The organism is Limnofasciculus baicalensis BBK-W-15, from assembly GCF_024178385.1.
Taxonomy (GTDB): domain Bacteria; phylum Cyanobacteriota; class Cyanobacteriia; order Cyanobacteriales; family Coleofasciculaceae; genus Limnofasciculus; species Limnofasciculus baicalensis.
The window spans coordinates 1-20,827 of record NZ_JAMZMM010000033.1 but is presented as its reverse complement, the minus strand read 5'-3'; the positions used below and the strand labels follow the sequence as shown (position 1 = coordinate 20,827).

19 protein-coding genes are annotated in these 20,827 nt (G+C 43.6%); 14 read left to right on the top strand and 5 right to left on the bottom strand.

The window, feature by feature from the left end:
* Window positions 1-585: 585 nt before the first annotated feature.
* Window positions 586-1,890, top strand: coding sequence for a PEP-CTERM sorting domain-containing protein (locus tag NJ959_RS05565; RefSeq protein ID WP_254010763.1), 1,305 nt, complete (start codon window positions 586-588; stop codon window positions 1,888-1,890).
* Between the two features lie 43 nt (window positions 1,891-1,933).
* Window positions 1,934-3,247 carry a PEP-CTERM sorting domain-containing protein gene (locus tag NJ959_RS05560; protein ID WP_254010762.1) on the top strand — a complete coding sequence of 438 codons (1,314 nt, stop codon included), beginning with the start codon at window positions 1,934-1,936 and terminating at the stop codon, window positions 3,245-3,247.
* Window positions 3,248-3,418: 171 nt separating this feature from the next.
* Here the strand turns inward: NJ959_RS05560 and NJ959_RS05555 are convergent, their stop codons facing one another.
* Window positions 3,419-6,250, bottom strand: coding sequence for a cation-translocating P-type ATPase (locus NJ959_RS05555; RefSeq protein WP_254010761.1), 2,832 nt, complete (start codon window positions 6,248-6,250; stop codon window positions 3,419-3,421).
* Between the two features lie 199 nt (window positions 6,251-6,449).
* On the opposite strand from NJ959_RS05555, the gene NJ959_RS05550 reads away from it, so the two are divergent.
* Together NJ959_RS05550 and NJ959_RS05545 are read left to right on the top strand one after the other, a co-directional pair.
* Complete coding sequence (locus NJ959_RS05550) at window positions 6,450-6,638, top strand: DUF6888 family protein (protein WP_254010760.1); 189 nt, start codon at window positions 6,450-6,452, stop codon at window positions 6,636-6,638.
* A gap of 10 nt (window positions 6,639-6,648) precedes the next feature.
* Complete coding sequence (locus NJ959_RS05545) at window positions 6,649-6,879, top strand: DUF6887 family protein (protein WP_254010759.1); 231 nt, start codon at window positions 6,649-6,651, stop codon at window positions 6,877-6,879.
* 143 nt (window positions 6,880-7,022) lie between these two features.
* Here NJ959_RS05545 and NJ959_RS05540 read toward each other — a convergent pair whose 3' ends face one another.
* Window positions 7,023-8,393: a DUF4912 domain-containing protein gene (locus NJ959_RS05540; protein WP_254010758.1), complete on the bottom strand. Its 1,371-nt coding sequence runs from the start codon at window positions 8,391-8,393 to the stop codon at window positions 7,023-7,025.
* Window positions 8,394-8,816: 423 nt separating this feature from the next.
* Between NJ959_RS05540 and NJ959_RS05535 the strand changes: the two genes are divergently transcribed.
* The 5 genes from NJ959_RS05535 (at window position 8,817) to NJ959_RS05515 (ending at window position 10,994) form a co-directional block, all read left to right on the top strand.
* Window positions 8,817-8,981 carry a hypothetical protein gene (locus NJ959_RS05535; RefSeq protein WP_254010757.1) on the top strand — a complete coding sequence of 55 codons (165 nt, stop codon included), beginning with the start codon at window positions 8,817-8,819 and terminating at the stop codon, window positions 8,979-8,981.
* Window positions 8,978-9,115, top strand: coding sequence for a tetratricopeptide repeat protein (locus tag NJ959_RS05530; protein WP_254010756.1), 138 nt, complete (start codon window positions 8,978-8,980; stop codon window positions 9,113-9,115). Before NJ959_RS05535 ends, NJ959_RS05530 begins: the two co-directional genes overlap by 4 nt.
* 122 nt (window positions 9,116-9,237) lie before the next feature.
* Window positions 9,238-9,384 (top strand): hypothetical protein, encoded by a 147-nt coding sequence (locus NJ959_RS05525; protein WP_254010755.1) that lies wholly within the window; start codon window positions 9,238-9,240, stop codon window positions 9,382-9,384.
* Between the two features lie 341 nt (window positions 9,385-9,725).
* Window positions 9,726-10,601 (top strand): hypothetical protein, encoded by an 876-nt coding sequence (locus NJ959_RS05520; protein ID WP_254010769.1) that lies wholly within the window; start codon window positions 9,726-9,728, stop codon window positions 10,599-10,601.
* Window positions 10,602-10,607: 6 nt separating this feature from the next.
* A complete protein-coding gene (locus NJ959_RS05515) occupies window positions 10,608-10,994 on the top strand; it encodes a hypothetical protein (RefSeq protein ID WP_254010754.1) in 387 nt (128 codons plus the stop codon).
* A 118-nt stretch (window positions 10,995-11,112) separates the two neighbouring features.
* On the opposite strand, the gene NJ959_RS05510 is transcribed toward NJ959_RS05515, so the two are convergent.
* The 3 genes from NJ959_RS05510 to NJ959_RS05500 form a co-directional block, all read right to left on the bottom strand.
* Window positions 11,113-12,243, bottom strand: coding sequence for a CO2 hydration protein (locus tag NJ959_RS05510; RefSeq protein WP_254010753.1), 1,131 nt, complete (start codon window positions 12,241-12,243; stop codon window positions 11,113-11,115).
* 214 nt (window positions 12,244-12,457) lie between these two features.
* Window positions 12,458-13,921, bottom strand: a complete 1,464-nt coding sequence (locus tag NJ959_RS05505; protein WP_254010752.1) for an NADH-quinone oxidoreductase subunit M — start codon at window positions 13,919-13,921, stop codon at window positions 12,458-12,460.
* A 185-nt stretch (window positions 13,922-14,106) separates the two neighbouring features.
* Window positions 14,107-16,002, bottom strand: a complete 1,896-nt coding sequence (locus NJ959_RS05500) for an NAD(P)H-quinone oxidoreductase subunit F (RefSeq protein ID WP_254010751.1) — start codon at window positions 16,000-16,002, stop codon at window positions 14,107-14,109.
* Window positions 16,003-16,789: 787 nt separating this feature from the next.
* Here NJ959_RS05500 and NJ959_RS05495 point away from each other — a divergent pair.
* The 5 genes from NJ959_RS05495 to ccmN all read left to right on the top strand — a co-directional run bounded on the left by NJ959_RS05495 (window position 16,790) and on the right by ccmN (window position 20,804).
* A complete protein-coding gene (locus tag NJ959_RS05495; RefSeq protein WP_254010750.1) occupies window positions 16,790-17,101 on the top strand; it encodes a carbon dioxide-concentrating mechanism protein CcmK in 312 nt (103 codons plus the stop codon).
* A gap of 82 nt (window positions 17,102-17,183) precedes the next feature.
* Window positions 17,184-17,525: a carbon dioxide-concentrating mechanism protein CcmK gene (locus NJ959_RS05490; RefSeq protein WP_254010749.1), complete on the top strand. Its 342-nt coding sequence runs from the start codon at window positions 17,184-17,186 to the stop codon at window positions 17,523-17,525.
* Between the two features lie 204 nt (window positions 17,526-17,729).
* Window positions 17,730-18,032 (top strand): beta-carboxysome shell vertex protein CcmL, encoded by a 303-nt coding sequence (gene ccmL, locus NJ959_RS05485; RefSeq protein ID WP_254010748.1) that lies wholly within the window; start codon window positions 17,730-17,732, stop codon window positions 18,030-18,032.
* A gap of 257 nt (window positions 18,033-18,289) precedes the next feature.
* Window positions 18,290-19,954 (top strand): beta-carboxysome scaffolding protein CcmM, encoded by a 1,665-nt coding sequence (ccmM, locus tag NJ959_RS05480; RefSeq protein ID WP_254010747.1) that lies wholly within the window; start codon window positions 18,290-18,292, stop codon window positions 19,952-19,954.
* Between the two features lie 175 nt (window positions 19,955-20,129).
* The gene (gene ccmN, locus NJ959_RS05475; RefSeq protein ID WP_373693605.1) at window positions 20,130-20,804 is read left to right on the top strand and encodes a beta-carboxysome scaffolding protein CcmN; all 675 of its coding nucleotides are present in this window, start codon (window positions 20,130-20,132) and stop codon (window positions 20,802-20,804) included.
* The last annotated feature ends 23 nt before the right edge of the window (window positions 20,805-20,827 follow it).

Below are 20,827 nucleotides of genomic sequence, written 5' to 3'. Positions count from 1 at the left end.
ATATTTTCCTCTAATCTTTCAAGGCGTTTGTCTATCTTAGTTAAAATCTCTTTTAAATCAGTTTCTATGACTAGATTACTCATCTTTTTTAACTCCTAATCATTATTTTTTCAGGACTTACGCAGCCACACTACTGATAGTTGGAATGGTGCGTTAGCAGAGCATAAAGCACCCTACAGATAGAGGCTTTGCGTAAGTCCTATTTTTGATAACTCAACCTCTATTTTAACTGAACTATTGCACCATTTTCAATAACTGTAGGGTGGGCACTCCCCAAGATATAACTCAAAAAAGCATAAAATTACGTTAGTGGGGAGTGCCCACCCTACCATGGAGATTAGTCAGGCTCCGTCCCTACTAACGTGATAAATAGTTTTGGGTGCATCAAAATTTACCAGGCAATCTCGGTATCTATGGGAGATTGGGGTACTGAGGATAGCGGTTTAATGGCAAGGTTACGGTACAGCAACAGATCTGTCATACTACCGAATCTTTACAGAATCTTCATAAACTTTGTGCAAATATAAAGAGATGATAAAGAACATGCCTTTATCATCAGTCAGGCTGTGGTTCTGAGAAATGCTTATGAGACTAGTCGCAATTCATCAATTATCTGTGGCAACGGCAGTGGGTGCGCTCCTGAGTTTGGTTGTAACAGGGGAAGCCCAATCCTATACTTTTACTAAAATTGCTGATGGCAGCAGTCCTTTGCCTTTGGGGAGTTTTGATCCTGTTGATGGCAATTCTTTGCCTTTGGAGGGTTTTGGTTCTCCTGCTATCAACAACAACGGTACTGTAGCTTTCTGGACGGTGCGAGACATGATGTTAGTGGATTACCCACACGATCGTCCTGACTTGAACGCTTATCCCCAGCAGTTTATTATGAGTGGAAATGGTGGATTGCTGACCACTATCTACGACGGCTTTTATTATCATTATACTAACAATGTAGGTTGGGAACCCGACATCAACGATGAGGGTACTGTAGCTTTCAAGGTTTTCGCCAATCATCCTCGAATCAATAGTTTTCAGAGTGGTATCTTCGCTGGGAATGGTGGTGCTATTACCACCATCTATCCCTTCGACAGGAATTACTCCGACGGGAACTTTAGTGATGCTTCAATTCCTAGTGACGTGGGGTATCCTGCGATAAACAATCAGGGCACTGTGGTTTTCTCCTCTCGGAATTTATTTCACAACGGGAACTTTATCAATACCATAGTCTCAACAAACCCGAAACTTGATTATATTACCATTCCATCAGGTAATTCCAATCCAACTATTAACGATAAGGGTACTGTAGCCTTTAATCGTTCCTTTTACGATGGAGAAGATTATGGTAGCCCCATTAATCCTGGTATTGTCACTAGTAGTAATGGACAGTTTACAACTATCGCTGACAATAGCAGCATATTTAATTATTTGGGAAAACCTGCAATTAACAACCAAGGAACCGTAGCCTTTAGCGCTTCCCTAGATACTGGAGTTTCTGGCATCTTTACTAGTAGCGGTGGAAAAATTACTACTATTGTTGATAGCAGTGGTCCTTTTGCAGAATTTGGAAACGTTGCCATCGACAATAGAGGGAATTTGGTATTCGGCGCTTCCCTTGATGTGGGAGGTTATGGTCTCTTCACCGGACCTGATCCTGTTGCCAACAAGGTAATTGCTTCAGGAGATATGCTTTTTGGTTATGAAGTGACAGGATTTCTATTTCGTTTCAGGAGGGAAGGATTGAACGATGCAGGGCAAATTGCCTTTTCCACCAGTAGGGGAATATATCGTGCAGATCCCGATCCCGAACCTCCAAAATCTATACCTGAACCAACTTCCGTATTGGGTTTATTTACTGTAGGTGTATTGGCTTTAGTGAAACGACGCAAAAACTAATTGGGATTTAACTAATACCGTTGAGCAAAATGACCGAATCACTATGAAATTCACAACAATTCATCAATTATCAGTAGCAACAGCAGTTGGGATAACTTTCAGTTTCCTAGCAACAGGGGAAGCCCAAGCCTATAGTTTTACTAAAATTGCTGATAGTAGCGGTCCTTTGCAGGGTTTTGGTCGTCCCGCTATCAACAACAACGGTACTGTAGCCTTCTGGACTGATGTAGATATGCGAGTATTGCCACCAGGTATTCCCCGCGATCATTCTGACTATTATACTCAGCAATTCATCATGAGTGGAAATGGTGGAGCGCTGACTACTATCTACGACGGTTATAGATTTCTACCTGGTCTCCCTTATTCTACTAACAATCTCAATCGGGAACCTGACATCAACGATGAGGGTACTGTAGCTTTCAAGGTTTATGCTCATTCTGCTCGTGTTAATATTTATAATCACAGTGGTATATTTGCTGGGAATGGTGGCACGAATACCACCATCTACCCCTTCTGGAGGTATTTCTCCAACGAGAACTTTAGTGGCTTGATTCCTAGTAATGTGGGGACACCTGCGATTAACAATCAGGGTACGGTGGTTTTCTCATCTTGTTGTGAATTTTACAATGGGCAGTTTGTTCCTACTCTAACCAGCTATAACAATGGATTACTTACAACCATTGCTATAGCAGATAGTAGGCGTAATGATATTACTATTCCCTTGGTCAGCTTATCTAACCCCACTATTAACGATTGGGGTACTATCTCCTTTAACGGTGTCCTCAAGAATGGCTTTTCTGGTATCTTCACTACTAATAGCGGACAGTTTACAACTATCGCTGATAATAGCGGTATATTTAATAATTTTGGGAAACCTGCGATTAATAACCAGGGAACCCTAGCCTTTAGCGCTTTGCTAGATACTGGAGTTTCTGGTATCTTTACTAATAACGGTGGGGAAATTACTACTATTGTTGATAGCACCAGTCCTTTTGCACAATTTGGAGATGTTGCGATCGATAATAAAGGGAATTTGGTATTCGGCGCTTCCCTAGATGCGGGAGGGATAGGTATTTTCACCGGATCTAATCCTGTTGCCAACAAGGTAATCGCTACAGGAGATGTGCTTTTTGGTTCTAAGGTAAAATACTTTGCCTGGGGCGTTAATGGTTTCAGGAGAGAAGGATTTAACGATGTAGGTCAAATTGCTTTCTTTGCTGCACTCGAAGATGGCACTCAAGGAATATATCGTGCAGATCCAGATCCGGAACCTCCAAAATCTATACCTGAACCTACATCAGTATTGGGTTTATTTACCGCAGGTGCGTTGGCTTTAGTGAAGCGACGCAAGAGCTAATTGGGATTCAACTAATAACCCAAGTTACTAACCTCCATCTGTAGGGTGCGTTATGCTTTGCTAACGCACCATCCAACCTATGAGTTACTAACCTCCATCTGTAGGTGCGTTATGCTTTGCTAACGCACCATCCAAACCATGAGTAATGTCGTTGCGTAATTCCTGGGATAGTTAACCTCTATTTCGATACCAACGAATAAACAATTTCTCCGACTCAGCCCAAATAAACAAAGAGGTACTGAAAAGTAAACAAATCCCAAGCTCTATCAAAGTTAATGGCTTTGTACCAAAGAAATCCTGCAAGAATGGCACGTAAACCAAGGCTAGCTGTAAAGCTGTAGTAACGGCTACAGCCCAAAGCAAATAGGGGTTAGAAAAGGGATTGACTTCAATAGTTAAGCGATTGTTGGAACGAACCGCGATCGCATGTCCCATTTGTGCTATACACAGAGTGGTGAATACCATGGTTTTCCAGTGAGGATTGAAGTATTGATAGGCGATTGCCATTAAAGCTATGGTACAGATTGCAAAAACAATCCCAATCCGCACCATATAAGCACCCAACCCCCTGGCAAAAATACTCTCACGAGGACTAAAAGGCGGACGTTTCATCACATCTGGCTCAGGAGGCTCCATCGCTAAGGCAAGTGCTGGCAAACCGTCTGTAACTAAGTTCATCCAGAGAATTTGTAATGGGGAGAGAGGCACACCACCCAATCCCATAATTGGTGCAGCAGCAATAGTTAAAACTTCACCAATATTGCTGCCCAGAATATAGCGAATAAAACGGCGAATATTGTCATAAACTGTACGACCTTCTTCTGTCGCTGCCACAATAGTAGCGAAGTTATCATCAAGGAGTACCATATCACTGGCTTCCTTACTCACATCAGTACCAGTAATCCCCATCGCAATACCAATATCTGCTTGTTTGAGAGCAGGAGCATCATTAACACCATCTCCCGTCATCGCCACAAATTTACCCCGTTTTTGCAGTGCTTGCACAATGCGTAATTTATGTTCCGGAGAAACACGAGCATAAATACTTACCTCATCAACAAGTTGTTCTAATTCTGGTTGAGATAACCGTTGTAATTCCTGCCCAGTAAGCACGCGGGAACCTTGATCGGCAATACCCAACGCATGTGCGATCGCTTTTGCGGTAAGCTGATGGTCTCCGGTAATCATCACAGGTCGAATTCCCGCATCCCGACACCGCCTGACAGCTTCCATAACTTCAGGGCGAGGTGCATCCAACATCCCCACTAAACCCAACCACACTAATTCTTGCTCAACCGTTTCACTAGCATCTATTCCTAGAGTGGGTAAAGTATTTAAGGATTTATAGGCAAAACCCAACACCCGCAACCCAGCACCCGCCATCCGGTTATTATTGTGTAAAATCTCCGTCCGTTGTTCGTCAGTTAATACCCCAGTCTTGTTACCATGTTGAAATGAATGGCAATGTTCCAACACCAACTCCGGGGAACCCTTAGTAAACATAATATATCGGTGGTTGGTGGTTGGTTGTTCGTTATTTGCCAACTCACCACTAACAACAGGCCACTGACAAATTACACTCATCCGCTTACGATCTGAGGAAAAGGGAATTTCACCAACTCTGGGAAATTTGAGAGTAAGGGGTTCCTTATCGATTCCGCCTTTACCCGCTAGAGCAATAATAGCCCCTTCTGTAGGATCGCCTAAAATTTGCCAATCTCCTTTCTCATATTGCAAAATTGCATCATTGCAGAGGGCGCAGGCTAGGAGTAAAGGTTCTAATTCTGGATACTCATCAACAGCAATCGGTGTTTCACCAATCTGAAATTCGCCAATCGGGGCATATCCTTCTCCCATGACTTGGAAGGTTTGACTGGGAGTAGTCACCCATTGCACCACCATCTTATTTTGGGTGAGAGTACCAGTTTTATCTGAACAGATAGTCGTCACGCTACCTAAAGTTTCCACAGCCGGAAGTTTGCGAATTAGGGCATGGCGACGCACCATCCGCTGAGTCCCCAATGCTAAAGTAACAGTAATGACAGCAGGTAAACCTTCTGGCACAACCGCAACTGCCATACTTAGAGAAACTTCTACTAATTCTTGCAAAACATTTAAGTTCCCACCACTGCGGATTAATCCACCGACAATCACTATTGCCACTAGTATTAGGGAACCACTGACTAAGACATTTCCCAGTTGAGTCATCCGCCGTTGCAGAGGTGTGGGTTCGCTTTCTACCCCTTGGAGTAGCTCGGCAATTCGTCCCAATTCCGTCTTCATGCCAGTCCCTGTCACTAAGACTGTACCTCGTCCTTGGACTACTTCGGTTCCTTGATATACGATATTAATGCGATCGCCTAATGAGGTATCTTCTGCTAATACCAGATTGGCTTGTTTAGTGACAGCATGGGCTTCACCAGTTAGGGCAGATTCTCGCACCTGCAAGTTTGACTCTTCAATTAGCCTTCCGTCTGCGGAAACTTGTACTCCAGCTTCCAAGAGCATGATATCTCCTGGCACAAGTGTTTTGCTGTCTACATCCATTGGTTTGCTCCCACGAATTACCCTTACCTTGGGGCTAGCGAGGCTTTTCAGGGCTGCGAGGGCTTTTTCGGCTCGGATTTCTTGGAGATAGCCCAGGATACCATTGAGGATAACAATGGCTAAAATTGCGATCGTATCTTTAAAGGGTACTTCTCCTGCTGATAAGGAACCTTTTTGCAAAGCCAGTAGATCTAATACCCCTGAGATGATAGCGACACCAATCAGCATCAGTAACATGATGTTGGTAAACTGATCCAGGAGTATGGACCAAGAACTTCTACCTCCTGTCTCTTCCAATTCATTTAAGCCGTAGTGTTGTAATCGCTCTGCGGCTTGTTGCTCACTTAAGCCAGTTTGAGCGTTACTATCCAATTCTGAAAGGGACTTTTCGATTGATTCGGTATGCCATGCACTTAGAGGCTGGGGCAAGGAATGGGAATTAGTAGATGGAGTCACGGGTAAGGTTTTCTAGAACACAATATCCGATCGATCTTGACATATTAACACTGTCTTTCCGCTAGCCTTCGGTATCTATTAAGCTACAAGATGATGTTAAGTTTGTTTAAAGTTTTGTTGCGAAGTATGTAGTTACGCCAAGTTCCGTACATAAGTTGAATTATGTTAAACTCAGTAGTGGATGGAGTGAGCGACCTTAATGCCTACTGCGGCTCAACTTGAGAGCTTATATCGTGTTAGCTATCAACTGACGTACATAATGCTTCAGCCTATACATCTTATTTGCGTCGATCGGCGAACTGGTAACGTATATATATTGGCTGGGCATGATGAAGAACTTGAATTTCAAATCTTACCCAATGGGGAGTTTACTGATGGGCAGAGTTAACTATAACGCAATGTCTAATACTGAATTGAAACAGTATTTTCTCAGACATCGTGGAGATGGAGCCGCTTTTCAGGCGTACTTAAACAGAATTAACCAACATCCACTGAGAATTATTGCACGTCTTAGCGATCCTGATTTTGATGATAAAGTTCAAGCAGTAATTCGCCAAAAGTTAGAAGCAGCAAGCAATAGCAGAAGTCAGGAGTATAGCACGGTATGGGAGCCGAATGGCCAAGAGTGAAAAAACGATCCCGCTTTCAGTGAATATAGAGATCCTAGCGAACTGTCGTCGTAACCGTAAAACCCTTTACCGCAGAAGTCGGATTTCTCCAAGAAACCCGACTTCCTTTGATGGGGTTTACTTACCCCAACCTACTTAATTTTTTACGCCAACCATTCAACAACAGCATCTTCTTTCGTATTGGTATTACGTGAAGGTGTCTCGCGGTTGAATTCCATGTGGATGGAGCGAGTTTGTTCGCCATCTGCGGCAACTGCCATGATGGGGTAATCAATCAAGCCATTCTGGAAAGACATCTGGAAGCGGAAAGTGCCATCGGGATTGAGCTTGATGGGACGACCACCAATTGTTACAGTAGCATCAGGTTCAGTTGCACCGTAAACAATCAACTCAGCATCTGCAACTAACCAGAATTGGCGGGGACGAATGGGAATTGCACCAACGGACATACCCACACCCGACATACCTGCGCCAGACATAGTCATCCCAGACATACCCACACCAGACATACCAGCAGCCGACATACCCACACCAGACATACCAGCAGCCGACATACCTACACCAGACATACCAGCAGCCAACATACCTACACCAGACATACCAGCAGCCGACATACCCACACCCGACATGGTTGGTACAGCCCACATGCCAACGCCAGAGGGGAAGACGTAGGAGCTGATGGATTCTTGGGGAGCCATTGAGCCGGGGACGTGTTGCATGGAGCCGAAGACGGAACCAGCAATACGCTGGGCTTCCGCACTTTGCGCCCTGGCGAAGATTTCGTTGTAGAGGGGGTTTTCTTCTGTGACGGGTATCTTTTTGCTGGGAGGAACCAATTCAAAGACAGTTTGGCCACGTAAATCATCTTCCCAGTTAACGGTGATGAAGCTGTCTTCAATCCAGTCGCTAGGAAAGACGGGGGGAACATGGACGGGTATGGAACGAGCCAGTATTAACCAGCGTCCATCAGTGCAGCGATAACCAATATCTACCACATAATCGCGATCGCTAACCGGAATCGGCAAATACCATTCCCGTGCTAGTTCGTCGGCAGGATATTCTTGGATGCTGTGGGGGCTTTGATATTCAATGTTGATATCGGTGACATCATAAATCCGCAGTGCCAGTTGTTGTCCACCCTGACGGCGCAAATCTTCTTTAGCTTCGTTGGGAATATCCCAATAAGTATAAGCCCATTGGGGATCGCGAGGCATTAATACAATCCGGCTCTCACCATAGCCTCCTGGTAAATCGGCTAAACCTTCATCTACTGAGGCAAGAGTGCCACCTGTTCTATCTTCTTGACCTAATTGAAATTTTGATGCTTCCACTTCTGATTGCGCCTCCACTGTAAGGGATGAATTTATAGTGATTCTGGTACTTTGGATCTTTTCAATTTCTTCTAGTAACTGCGTTTTCCGCATTCTGCTGTAACGAGATACTCCACATTCACTTGCAACTCGACGCAGTTGCCGTAATGTCATTTCTTCTAAAGGTGGGCGTTCTTTTGCCATTTGTCTGCTCTCCAAATTGTGAGGACGGCTAGTAGGTTACTCCTGATGAATCCAAGATTGCGGTTGCTATTTAACGTTTTTTCTTTGGTCATCTTTTATTCAGGGATCTGATTCTTCAGGGATCTGAGGTTGAGTTTGCCGCCGACAATCTCAGAAGTACTTAACATCAGTATTTCTTTGGGATCGCCTTATATACCTATTAACAGGAAAACACAGATTGAAGTCAAGGGGTCTAATTGGTTGATTTTTGGTGAATTGACGAATTTCCAGGGAAGTTGGGGATCTTTATGTCAGGGCTTCTTGACAATCGGGTGGCACGGGGATCGGCTTCTGTCAGGATTCCTGTATATCTCACAAAAAGGTAACTCTTATCGCGCTTTGCAGTTGGAGGAGGTACATTGATTAAATGAAAAGATACAACTTGTGGCGATCGCAATTTATGATATTGTGATGTTCTTTACTAACCGTAGTAGTCAGGTAATAGAACTAGCTCAAGCAGTGACAGGGGCAGTAGGCGCGTTGGCTTCGCCCAACCCAGGCATCGCTAAAGGTGCAGTAGGGAACCTCAAGGTGAGAAGGCGGAAATGACTCCAGCACAGCGGCAGGCTGAAGCCGCCAGATTGAATAATTTAGGTGATGCTGAAGGAAAGCAGGGGAATCATCAAGCCGCACTGCAATACTTTGAAGAAGCGATTAAATTAAGACCCCAAGTTAGTTGGTGATATCGCTAAATTCCTAGGGAAAACAGGTGGGGCAGGAATCAGTCAGTATTTAGATGATATTGTGAAGTTGATTCGCTCGGTTAATCCCGACTTTGTGGATATTACTAAACTCAGGAATGCGTTTGCCACTAATTGACAATGAACTACAATTGCTAAATCAACCACTACTAGAAAAGGCTTTAAAGCGTTGGGAGGAATATTTTGGTTCCATTACTGAAGTGGATGGTATTCCGGGAATTTATAAGTATGGATTTTTAGTTGAGCCTTAACTAACCAACAAACTTTCCGCGAAGGCGCTAAACTAAAGTTAGCGCAATTGGCGGGTTAAAACACAGTGAAGGCAATTTTAAAAAAATATCCTGAAATTGTAAGCATCGGAGATGCACTTGATACCTACCGCCAGGGGCTTCCAATTACTGCACGCTGTCTTTCTTCCAGTCAACCCCTGAAAGTAACTGAGGTAGTAGCTACAGGTACATTATCGGTAACCTGTGGTAATGGATGCACTAACTTTCGAGCCAAACGTAAATCTTGAGCGACTGAAAAGATATAATTTGTTCTGATAGTATAGAGAGCGATCAAACTAAAAAAGTTGGTATTTCCTTCTATTATGAACAATAAACTACTTATCCCCTTTTTCATCACAACCCTCTTGATGACTGGCTATCCCACAGTAGTGGCAGTAAAAGCTGAATCAACTAAGGAAGCTACTCAATCAATTTGGAAGCCCTTTGCTTCAGAGAAGGGTGGCTTCACCGTCTTAATGCCCGGTACACCTAAGAAAGTAGAGCAAACCCTCAATACTCCTAATGGCAGAATAACTCTCCAAGGGTTTATGGTGCAGCGGCGTGACGAAGCCAATTACTTTGTAATTTATACTGATTTACCGGGCAAAACTATAGAAAATGACAGTGATATTGAGGATCTATTTGACGTAATTGTTGAGGGATTTAAGCGTCGCACGAGAGGTGAAGTAGTCAGCCAGGAAAATATAACTTTCAATGATTATCCAGGGCGAGAATTCAAGATACAATTATCGGGAACTATTACCGCTAGATCTAGGATTTATTTGGTGAATCAACGTCTTTATCAATTAGTGGCAATTACCCCTAGAGAACAAGATTTACCACAAAGCATTCAGGGATTTTTAGATTCATTTCAACTGAATCGAAGAAGAGCAACCCCAAACCCAACTCCAACTCCAACCCCAACTCCAACCCCAACTCCAACTCCAACCCCAACCAAAGTTCCCAAGGAAGATCTCAATAGTCTTAATATTAAGTTGCGCCAAGCAATCTGTAACCAGAAATTGTCGGAAGCGGTTAAAATACTAGATCGAATGATCGCAATTGCACCTAATCCCAGTGAAGAGCGATCGCAATTAGTTGAATACCGCAGGCAATTACAAGATATAGCGGATTCTGCGATAGAAATACCTCCTAATACCTTCCCAGATTGTAAGGCTGATACTCCTGGAAGTAACTAACATATAATGTCATCTTTTCTCGGACATACCTTAGCTGCTATTACAATTGATTCTCTTGCCAAACCCTATAACTCAAAACCCCATCTTAGAGTTTGGTTAGGATGGCTTGTGCTTATCGCCTTAGCGCCTGATATAGACTATATTGTCCCTATCCTTCATCCATCCTCTCATCAAGGGATGAGAATTACTCACTCTATTTTCAGTAGTCTTCTCCTACCATTATCTACGATGGGGATACTTTTAATTGAATTAGGTATTTTAACTCCTTTATTCTCTAGTATTTTGATAACTAGTAAAGGCTATGATTCACTGGAAAAACAAAAAATAATTGTGCCGCTTCTCCTATTCATTTCTGCCTGTTTTATGACATGGGCATTTAATTTATCCAGATAAAGAATAAACCCCACCTCCAGAAAGCACTCAGAAACCCGGTTTCTCCAAGAAACCGGGTTTCTTAATCTTAGAGGGTTTCTTAGAGGGTTTCTTATTCAACTCCTCCCTTTCGTCTAACCTAAACATTCACATCATTCAACTGCGATGTCATAAATCTATCCATCCACCCTACCAAATAAACTCGATTTTTCTCTTGTTGCTCTAAATCTTTCGTATCCAAAGGATAAGGCGCTAAACCCAAAATAGCTGCCGTAGTCACACAAAACATTGACTTCTGAAATGTTCGACAAATCTTCACCCGCAAATCATCTTCACCCCGGAGGGTTTTCTGATAAAAATCTTTCAGATAATCTGGCAGATAATGGCGCATATCTTGCATTACCAATGTTGGTGGAATCCCCGCACTTCCTACAGGCAAAGGATCTGCATATAATGCCCCATAAGCAAAGCGGCTTAAATCTGGAGAAATTTGACCTGCTTGAGCATTAAAAGAAACCGTTCCCAAAAATGGTGTTCCCCTGAAGAAAACCGCTTCGACATAAGGTATGGCTGTATCTGCTAAAAATGTTAGTCCAATAGATTTAGGAATAATTTCATACACCTTATCCCCAATCTTGACATTATATGTAATTGGTTGATTTGCAGCGGCAACCAACCCATTTTTAATATGTTCCACCACTTGGGGAATTGATTGGATTTCCCCTTTATCATAGCCAGCAGATAACGCCATAAACATATCGCTCATCACCCGCCAAAATTGGCCCAATCCACTATAGTATGCCAGCATCCGGATTTGCTCTGGCAAAAACTCAGGAAAGAGCCAATTAACCCTCTCCATAAAAAAGTTACCCTTAAGCTTTGCATTGATTGCTGCGGCTGCTCTCTCCTCAAACTCTGGAGTATCTAGATAAGCATCCAAACCACCACCACCATGCCAAAACATAGTTTTCATACAATATTCAGCATACTCAAAATTAATGCGATCGTGCCACCAGTGACGCACTAACTTTGACCAAGATATCTCACCGTCGAAATATTTAAAGAATGGAAATAGCACTAAAAATTGATGCTCGGCAACATAGATAAGATTCCGGGAGTAAGCATCAAGAACAATACCATAGCTATGAAGGATTCCCACCACTTCTATCATATTATCTGGCGAATCCGCCAATAGCGCATCCCCATTAATTAATCGTTCAATATATGATTCTAGAGGATGACTACGTTTTTTTTTCTTGCTGATTATCATTGAAGTTCTCGTTATTTGTTATTTGTTGTTTGTTGTTTGTTATTTGTTATTGGTTATTTGTTGTAGCACAGGCATCTCACCTATCACAGTTATTAGTTATTTTACCAGCAATTGGATCTCAGATTCTTGCCCAACAACCAACAACCAACAACCAACAACCAACAACTAACAACCAACAACCAACAACCAACAACTAATTCCCAATAACCAACAACTAATTCCCAATAAACATAGCGGCTGTCGTCGTTTCACTAAGGTGAACAAGCCATCCTGGTTGTACTCCCAGAATCACAATTAAAATCGCTAAAATAATTCCTGGTGTCCTCTCAGCCCAATTGACAGAAGGTAAATTGAGAACCTTAGCCGACAAACGTCCAAAAAAGGCACGGTCAAGTAAAATTAACAAGTAAACAGCAGTTAAACCAGTACCTATCATACAGAGGAGAGTTTGTACCGGAAATACAGGGAAACTACCTCGGAATATGAGGAATTCTGAAATAAATCCCACCATTCCAGGAATTCCCGCACTCGCCATTACACCCACAACCATTAGGCTACCAATTAATGGCAAACCTCGTTCCCGATTGAACAAACCATTGAGAGTATCCAAATCCCGTGAACCTGTTTTCTTATAAATAATACCTACCAGAAAAAATAATAGTGCCGATATCAAACCATGGCTCACCATCTGAAGTACAGATGCTACCAGAGAGAGTGGAGTAGCCGCTGCTGCTGCAAGCAAAATGTAGCCCATGTGACCCACAGAACTAAATGCTACCATTTTCTTCATATCTCGTTGAGAAATAGCGGTTAAAGATCCGTAGAGTACGCTCACCACTGCCCAAATCGCCAATCCAGGAGCTAAAAATGTCCACGCTTCTGGAAATAACTCAACCCCAAACCTTAATAAACCATAAGTTCCTAATTTCAGCAAGACACCCGCTAACAGCATCGAAATTGGTGTTGATGCCTCAACGTGAGCATCCGGCAACCAAGTGTGGAAGGGTACTAAGGGAATTTTAATTCCAAAGCCAATTATAATTGCTACCAAGAGGAGTAATTGCCTCCCTAATGGCAATAAAGATGCCATTGTTCGCGCTTCTGAATAGGCAAAGCTAGAAGTTCCGCTGATAAATACTAATCCGAGAAATGCTGCTAGTATTAATATGCCAGAAAGTGCTGTATACAAGAGAAACTTGGTTGCTGCATAACCCCGTCGCTGTCCTCCCCAAATCGCAATTAACAAATATAAGGGAATTAGTTCTATTTCGTAAAACAGGAAAAATAGTAGCAAATCTTGAGCTAAAAAAGCACCAGCCACACCAGCATTCAGCAAGAGAACTAATGCGTAATAAAATCTAGGTCTTTCTATGTTTTCATCGGTGCTATAGAGAGCCATTACTGTCAGCAACCCGTTTAATATCAGCAATGGGATGGAGAGACCATCAACTCCTAAACTATAGCTAAACCCGATCGCATCAATCCACAGCCAAGACTCCTGAAATTGTAGGCTCTCATTCCCTGGGTTAAACTGAAACAGCAATACCAGTGACCAGATAAAAACTGCCCCAGTAACTACTAATGCTACTTGACGGGCTACTTTGCCTGTGACGCTTCCAGGCCAAAACCCGATTAAAGCTGCGATAACTATTGGCAGTAAAATTAATGCACTTAGCATATTTGTTGTTTGTTGTTTGTTGTTTGTTGTTTGTTGTTTGTTGTTTGTTGTTTGTTCTTGATTGTTTGTTGTTTGTTGTTTGTTCTTGATTGTAGAACAGGTGTCTCGCCTGTCACATTTATAGGCAAGGTAGTTAAGCTGCTTGTTTTATCGACAACCAATAACCAATAACCAACAACCAATAACTACTTACCACTAATAAATGACCACTGCTCTAAAGACCACTCACTTAAAGACCATTGACTGAAAGGCAAAGTCATCAGGAGCGCTAAAAGACTAACTCCGATCAGAATAGTCAGGACATAAAACTGTGACTTACCCGAAACATTGTACTTTAAGCTCTGACCACCAAAAACTGTGGCAAGACCAATGAAATTCACAAATCCATCCACGATATTTTGGTCAATCCAATATGTTATTTTAGATAACGAGCCAACAGCAAACACCACTGTGATCCGGTATAGTTTATCAATGTAAAAGTCATAAGCCAACAAGTCCTGAACAAATTTCAATGGAGCAAGAACAGAGCGAGACCAAGTTCTAGGCAGATAAATAATCGAACCTACACCACAACCGATAGCACTAGCACCAAATAACAGTAATTGTGGTAATTGAGTTAGGTACTCGTATTTAGCAGGCGGCAACAAAGATATTCTCTGAAGAATTAATGGCATCAAAAGAGTAACTATTGTTAACGCCACCATGGGAAATGCCATCGGCCAAGCTACTTCTGGTGCCCGCCTGGTTTTTGGCTGCGGGTTACCCAAGAAAACTAAACGAAATACGCGAGTTAAGCCTAAAATAGTCAGCCCATCCACCAGTAGAAATACACCCACTAGCCAGGGATGCTCACCCCAAAAAGCGTTTACCCCTTTGCTAAGTGCCCAATAACCTCCTAGGGGTATCAATCCACTCATCCCAGCAGTACCAACGACAAAGGCTGTTGTTGTCGCAGGCATCTTAGACCACAAGCCTCCCAATTCTGTGAGATTTTGGTTGTTGGTAGTGAAAATAATTGAGCCAGTACTCATAAATAAGACGGCTTTGGCAACAGCATGGGCTAGCAGCAAACAGAATGCCACCTCAGCACGCCCCATCCCCACACATATAAATACTAGACCCAGGTAAGCGCTCGTGGTATGAGAGAGCGATCGCTTAATATCAATTTGGGCGATCGCAACTAAGGATTCACCAATCGCTGTCACAACACCAATTCCCACGAGAACAGATAAGGTTACAGGGGACATCGCTAATATTGGCAAAAGCTTCACCAACACATAAGCCCCGCAACAGACAACCAAAGAATTCCGCAGCACCGATGCTGGGTTTGGTCCTTCCATGGCTTCATCCAACCATAAATGGAGGGGGAATTGGGCACATTTACCAATTGGTCCGGCAATTAGTGCTAATCCTAATAAGGTTGCCATCCAAGGTTCAAGATTCGCAGTCCCTGCCCAATCGTACAATTCGTTAAAGTTTAATGTCCCTGCCATTGTCGCTAGTGCAACAACGCCCATCAATAGCAAAACGTCTCCCACCCGTTTGGTTAGAAAGGCATCTCGCGCTGCTGTGACGACTAAAGGTTGAGCGTACCAAAATCCCACTAGTAAATAAGTGGAAAGGGTGAGCATTTCCAAGAGGGCATAGGTGAGAAATAAGGAATTACTCAAGACAATCCCTGCCATCGCCCCCTCGAAAATTCCCACCAAGGAAAAGAAGCGAGCTAATGCCCAATCTTTCTCCATATACCCTAGGGCATAGAGTTGAGCAAAGAGGCTCAGAGATGTGATAATCTCCATTGCTCCTGTACTCACGGGCGAGATTTCTATCACCAACGAGATATCTAAATCGGCAACCTGCAACCAGTGAAATACCAACTCTCGCACAGGTTCCTGCCATGTTGACCAGAAAATTAACCCACCGTGAACAGATGCTACCACCGTCATTAATAGGTTAAAGTAAGCGGCAGGTCTCGGTCCTGTGCGAGTAATTACCCCGCTAGCCCAAGGTAGGGTGATTATTGCGCCAAATAACCCATAAAATGGTACTAGCCAACTTGTCTGAGTAATCCACTCAGTCATAATTTTTTCATCCCTCGCCTGTTGACAATTACTTCAAATCTATCTGGGAAAAGAATTAAAAACTTTAGTTTATTGTGTAATTACTACAAAATTCTATAGTTTTTTACTTTATTTCTTATTGTGAATATTAAGTTTTTCCATCTAACCGCTTCATCACTAAATTTAGTCCTGTATTTAATTGAAATTGTTTGGGTATTCTTGTCATTATCCTTAAAACCAGAGTCCGTACAAGTCAGTGTAATGCCACCAAGAAAATCGACTTATAACATTTAAGTCTCTATCCGATCCCTCTCCCTCGATGCGAGGACGAGCTTGACCGAGGAACCCTTCAGTTGCCCAGGAATCGGCAACGTCAAGACTACCGGGAACCCCAGGATAGTCCAGATTCTATGGAAATTATCAAAAAATTATAAAACAAAATGGATCATTCTCCAAATCGGTTAATTTTCCTCAGCTCATCTCCCCCTCAAATTAGTATTGTTAAGTTTTTTTAAGCAACCTCATAAATGATTATTATCATAATTTATATTGTCAAATATGCCAAGGTTCTCTATGCTGAGAGTGGCGATCGATCGATGATCTTTCTCAATCTCAAAAAATCGGCATTTCTGTCCGATTTTTAGATCGAGCCAAATTTCTATAGGTATTTGCACGCACTGTGGCAAAGAGAGTGTTACGCACCGTGGGGATCGCGGTGCGTAACACCGTGACAAGTAGAGTAGCAAGTACAGTTGAAGTTAAGTTGTAGTTTAGTCGTAGTTGATGAATCGACGAGGAGAAAAGCATCATGCCAATTGCTGTCGGAATGATTGAGACCAAAGGATTTCCCGCTGTCGTGGAAGCCGCAGACGCGATGGTGAAAGCCGCTCGCGTTACTCTGGTGGGTTACGAAAAAATCGGTAGCGCTCGCGTAACCGTAATTGTCCGGGGGGATGTCTCCGAGGTACAAGCTTCAGTAGCAGCAGGCATTGAAGCCGCCAATCGGGTGAATGGTGGTGAGGTGCTATCGACCCACATTATTGCTCGTCCCCACGAGAACTTAGAGTACGTCTTACCAATTCGCTATAGCGAAGCAGTTGAACAGTTCCGTACCTATTAGCATCTTAGCGTCCCAATTAACCTGCTAAATCTGATTTATCTCAGCAAACAGTTCCCCAATCACAAATTCTGGAGTCAAACGAATGTCAATTGCTGTTGGAATGGTAGAGACACTAGGCTTTCCCGCTGTAGTAGAAGCGGCTGATGCCATGGTGAAAGCAGCCCGCGTTACCCTAGTTGGTTACGAAAAAATTGGTAGTGGTCGAGTAACCGTAATTGTCCGGGGTGATGTCTCCGAAGTGCAAGCCTCAGTTGCGGCTGGAGTAGAAAACGTGAAGCGGGTGAATGGGGGTCAAGTTTTATCCACCCACATTATCGCCCGTCCCCATGAAAATCTGGAGTACGTGCTACCAATTCGCTACACCGAAGACGTGCAGCAATTCCGCGAGAGTACCAACGCCATCCGTCCCCTGAACCGCCCATAATCTAGCTCACCAATTTTAGATTACCGATAAAGTAAGCAGAATTCCAGCATCTCTTGGATAGTTGGTTTAAGTTTCTAGGGGGTATCTGACTGCCCCCAAAGGCAGAGAAGCTATTCATTAATATCTGGGCATATTTGGGTAAATATCTGAATAATTGCCGAAATATTAGCTTTACCTCGGTCAAATCCCAACTGTGGAGGAAGAATGCAAATTGCTAAAGTTTGCGGCACGGTCGTCAGCACTTGTAAAGAACCAAGCCTAAGAGGTGTAAAATTCTTATTAGTCCAATTTCTGGATCGCGATGGAGAACTGCTGCCTCAGTATGAAGTAGCAGGCGATACCGTCGGCGCAGGTGTGGACGAGTGGGTTTTGATCAGTCGTGGCAGTGCTGCACGGCAAGTGGGTGAGAGCGATAAGCGTCCTATTGATGCCATGGTAGTGGGAATTATCGACACTGTTAGTGTAGATAGTCACATTCTCTACAGTAAAAAAGATCAATATCGTTAGTAAGTTCGCTCCCTCCCGCACAGGGCGAAAAGCGATGGATAGCAGGCTGAGATGCTGAAAACAGCAGTAATGGCTTGCTCGTCGCAGTTGTCTAAACGGGTAACCATTTAGCTTGAATAACTTTAGCTTGAATAAGACGTTGGTGAAGTCGTTCTTCGGGAAGCCAGACTGCGGCAAGCCAACGTCCCCCTCCCAGCAAAATATTGCCAGCAAGCTAATCGCGGTATATCCCTTTTTCGAGATAGGAGAAGACATTTATGGTAGCCCGTAGCCACGCGGCTCCCCCCACCCCTTGGTCAAAAAATTTGGCAGAACCCCAAATTCACCAGACAGCTTACGTCCATTCTTTTTCTAACATTATCGGAGATGTCCGGATTAGTGAGAATGTATTAGTTGCCCCAGGCTCATCAATTAGAGCCGATGAAGGAGGAGCATTTTACATTGCTGCTGGCTCAAACATTCAAGATGGAGTGGTGATTCACGCACTCGAAGAAGGTAGAGTAATTGGTGATGACCAACAGCCTTACTCAGTCTGGATTGGTGAGAATACCTCCATCACCCACATGAGCCTAATTCATGGGCCAGCTTACATCGGAGACGATTGCTTTATTGGCTTTCGCTCCACTGTATTTAATGCCCGAATTGGCAAAGGCTGTATTGTGATGATGCACGCCCTAGTCCAAGATGTGGAAATTCCCCCCGGTAAATATGTCCCTTCAGGGGCAGTAATTAACACTCAGCAGCAAGCTGACAGACTACCGGATGTCGAAGAAGAAGATCGGCAGTTTGCTAGCCATGTTGTCAAGAGCAACAATGCCTTGCGCTCCGGTTACCAATGTGCTGCGGATGATGCCTGTATCGCCCCCATTCGCAATGAAATTGCCCAGTCGTCTGATTCTAATCGTAGCGACTCACAAACCTCTCGTAGTTCCGATAACTCATATAGTTCTATGTCTTCAATTACAGCAGAAGTTCAACAACAGGTTCGTCAACTCTTAGGCCAAGGATACCGCGTTGGCGCAGAATATGCCGATGAGCGTCGGTTCCGGACTAGTTCATGGCAAAGTGCCACCTCAATTCAATCAGATCGAGTATCAGATGTCCTAAATGCCTTAGCAGACTGTGTAGAAGAACACGCTGATAAGTACGTCCGGATCATCGGTATCGATACCAAAGCCAAACGTCGTGTCTTAGAAGAAATTATCCAACGTCCCGGCGGTACTCCCGTCAAAACCGCCACCAAAACCGCCACCTTTGCTAGCACCCCATCCCAAAGCAATAACCGCACAACTCAAACAGCAAGTGCAGGTGTAGGTTCAGACCTACAAACACAAGTACGGAGCCTGCTAGCTCAAGGATACCGCATCGGTATTGAATATGCTGACGAGCGTCGCTTCCGCACTAGTTCATGGCAAAGTGCTACATCAATTCAATCAGATCGAGAATCCGATGTGATGAATGCTTTAGCAAATGTCATGGACGAACATACTGGCGAATACGTGCGGATAATTGGCATCGATCCCAAAGCCAAGCGGCGCGTCTTAGAAGAAATCATTCAAAAACCAAACGGCAAAGTGTCACCCACAGCCAAGGTAGCTGTACAAAATGATAGCACCGCCCAAGCAGCCGCACCTCGGAATGGCGGAACATCTAACACATCCTTAAACCAAGATACGATCGCTCAGATTCGTCAACTCCTATCTCAAGGATACAAAATTGGCACCGAACATGCCGACAAACGCCGCTTCCGCACCGGATCTTGGCAAAGCTGTTCTCCCATCGACTCTAGTCGCGAGTCGGACGTACTTGAGAATCTTGCTGGATGTATGTCAGAACATAACGACGAGTACGTGCGGCTGATTGGTATCGATCCGAAGGCGAAAAAACGTGTTCTGGAAACGATTATTCAAAAGCCTAACTGAAGCTAATGATTAATTGCTAATTGCTAATTGTTAATAGCTAATAGAGTAAGTAATTTGTCCTTGGTCATTTGTTCTTTGTCCACTAATTAATTACCAATAACTAAAGATCGATTAGCAATCAGCGATTAGCAATTAGCAATTAGCGATTAGCAATCAGTAATTAGCAATTAGCAACATGTATTTGCCGCAACTGCCATTGAGCAGTAACTATCATCTATACGTCCAAGGAGATGTGAGAATCGATCCGAGTGCTGTTATCTCATCTGGGGTAATTTTGCAAGCAGATCCAGACAGTACAATTATTATTTCTGCCAATGTCTGTATTGGTACTGGTTCAATCCTCCATGCCGATCAAGGTACTCTGGAAGTAGAAGTCGGTGCAAATTTGGGCGCTGGCGTGCTAATCGTTGGTCAGGGAAAAATTGGGGCACATGCCTGTATTGGTTCCCTGACAACAATTTACAATGGTTCCATTGAGCCACGCCAAGTAATACCATCGGCATCTTTACTGGGAGATACTGGTCGTCAAATTGCCACTGTATCCTCGGTAACAACGAATACCGCTAGCATTGAGATTCCCAAAACTCCTGAATCTTCTACCACCACGACACAATCAGAGTCTATAGAGCCAGAGTCTATACAATCGGAGTCTATTAACGGACAAGTTACCTCCACATCAGTGGTGGTATCAGAAGATGCTATTAAACCAGATGCCACAACTGAGGTAAAAGTAAAATCATCAACATCAGAAGTGGGGATATCTGTCTACGGGCAAGGTAGCCTAGATCGAATTCTCAAAACTCTGTTTCCTTATAATCAATCCCTTAACTCTCCTCCTCCTTCTGAGTAGGGAGTGGGGAGTGGGGAGTGGGG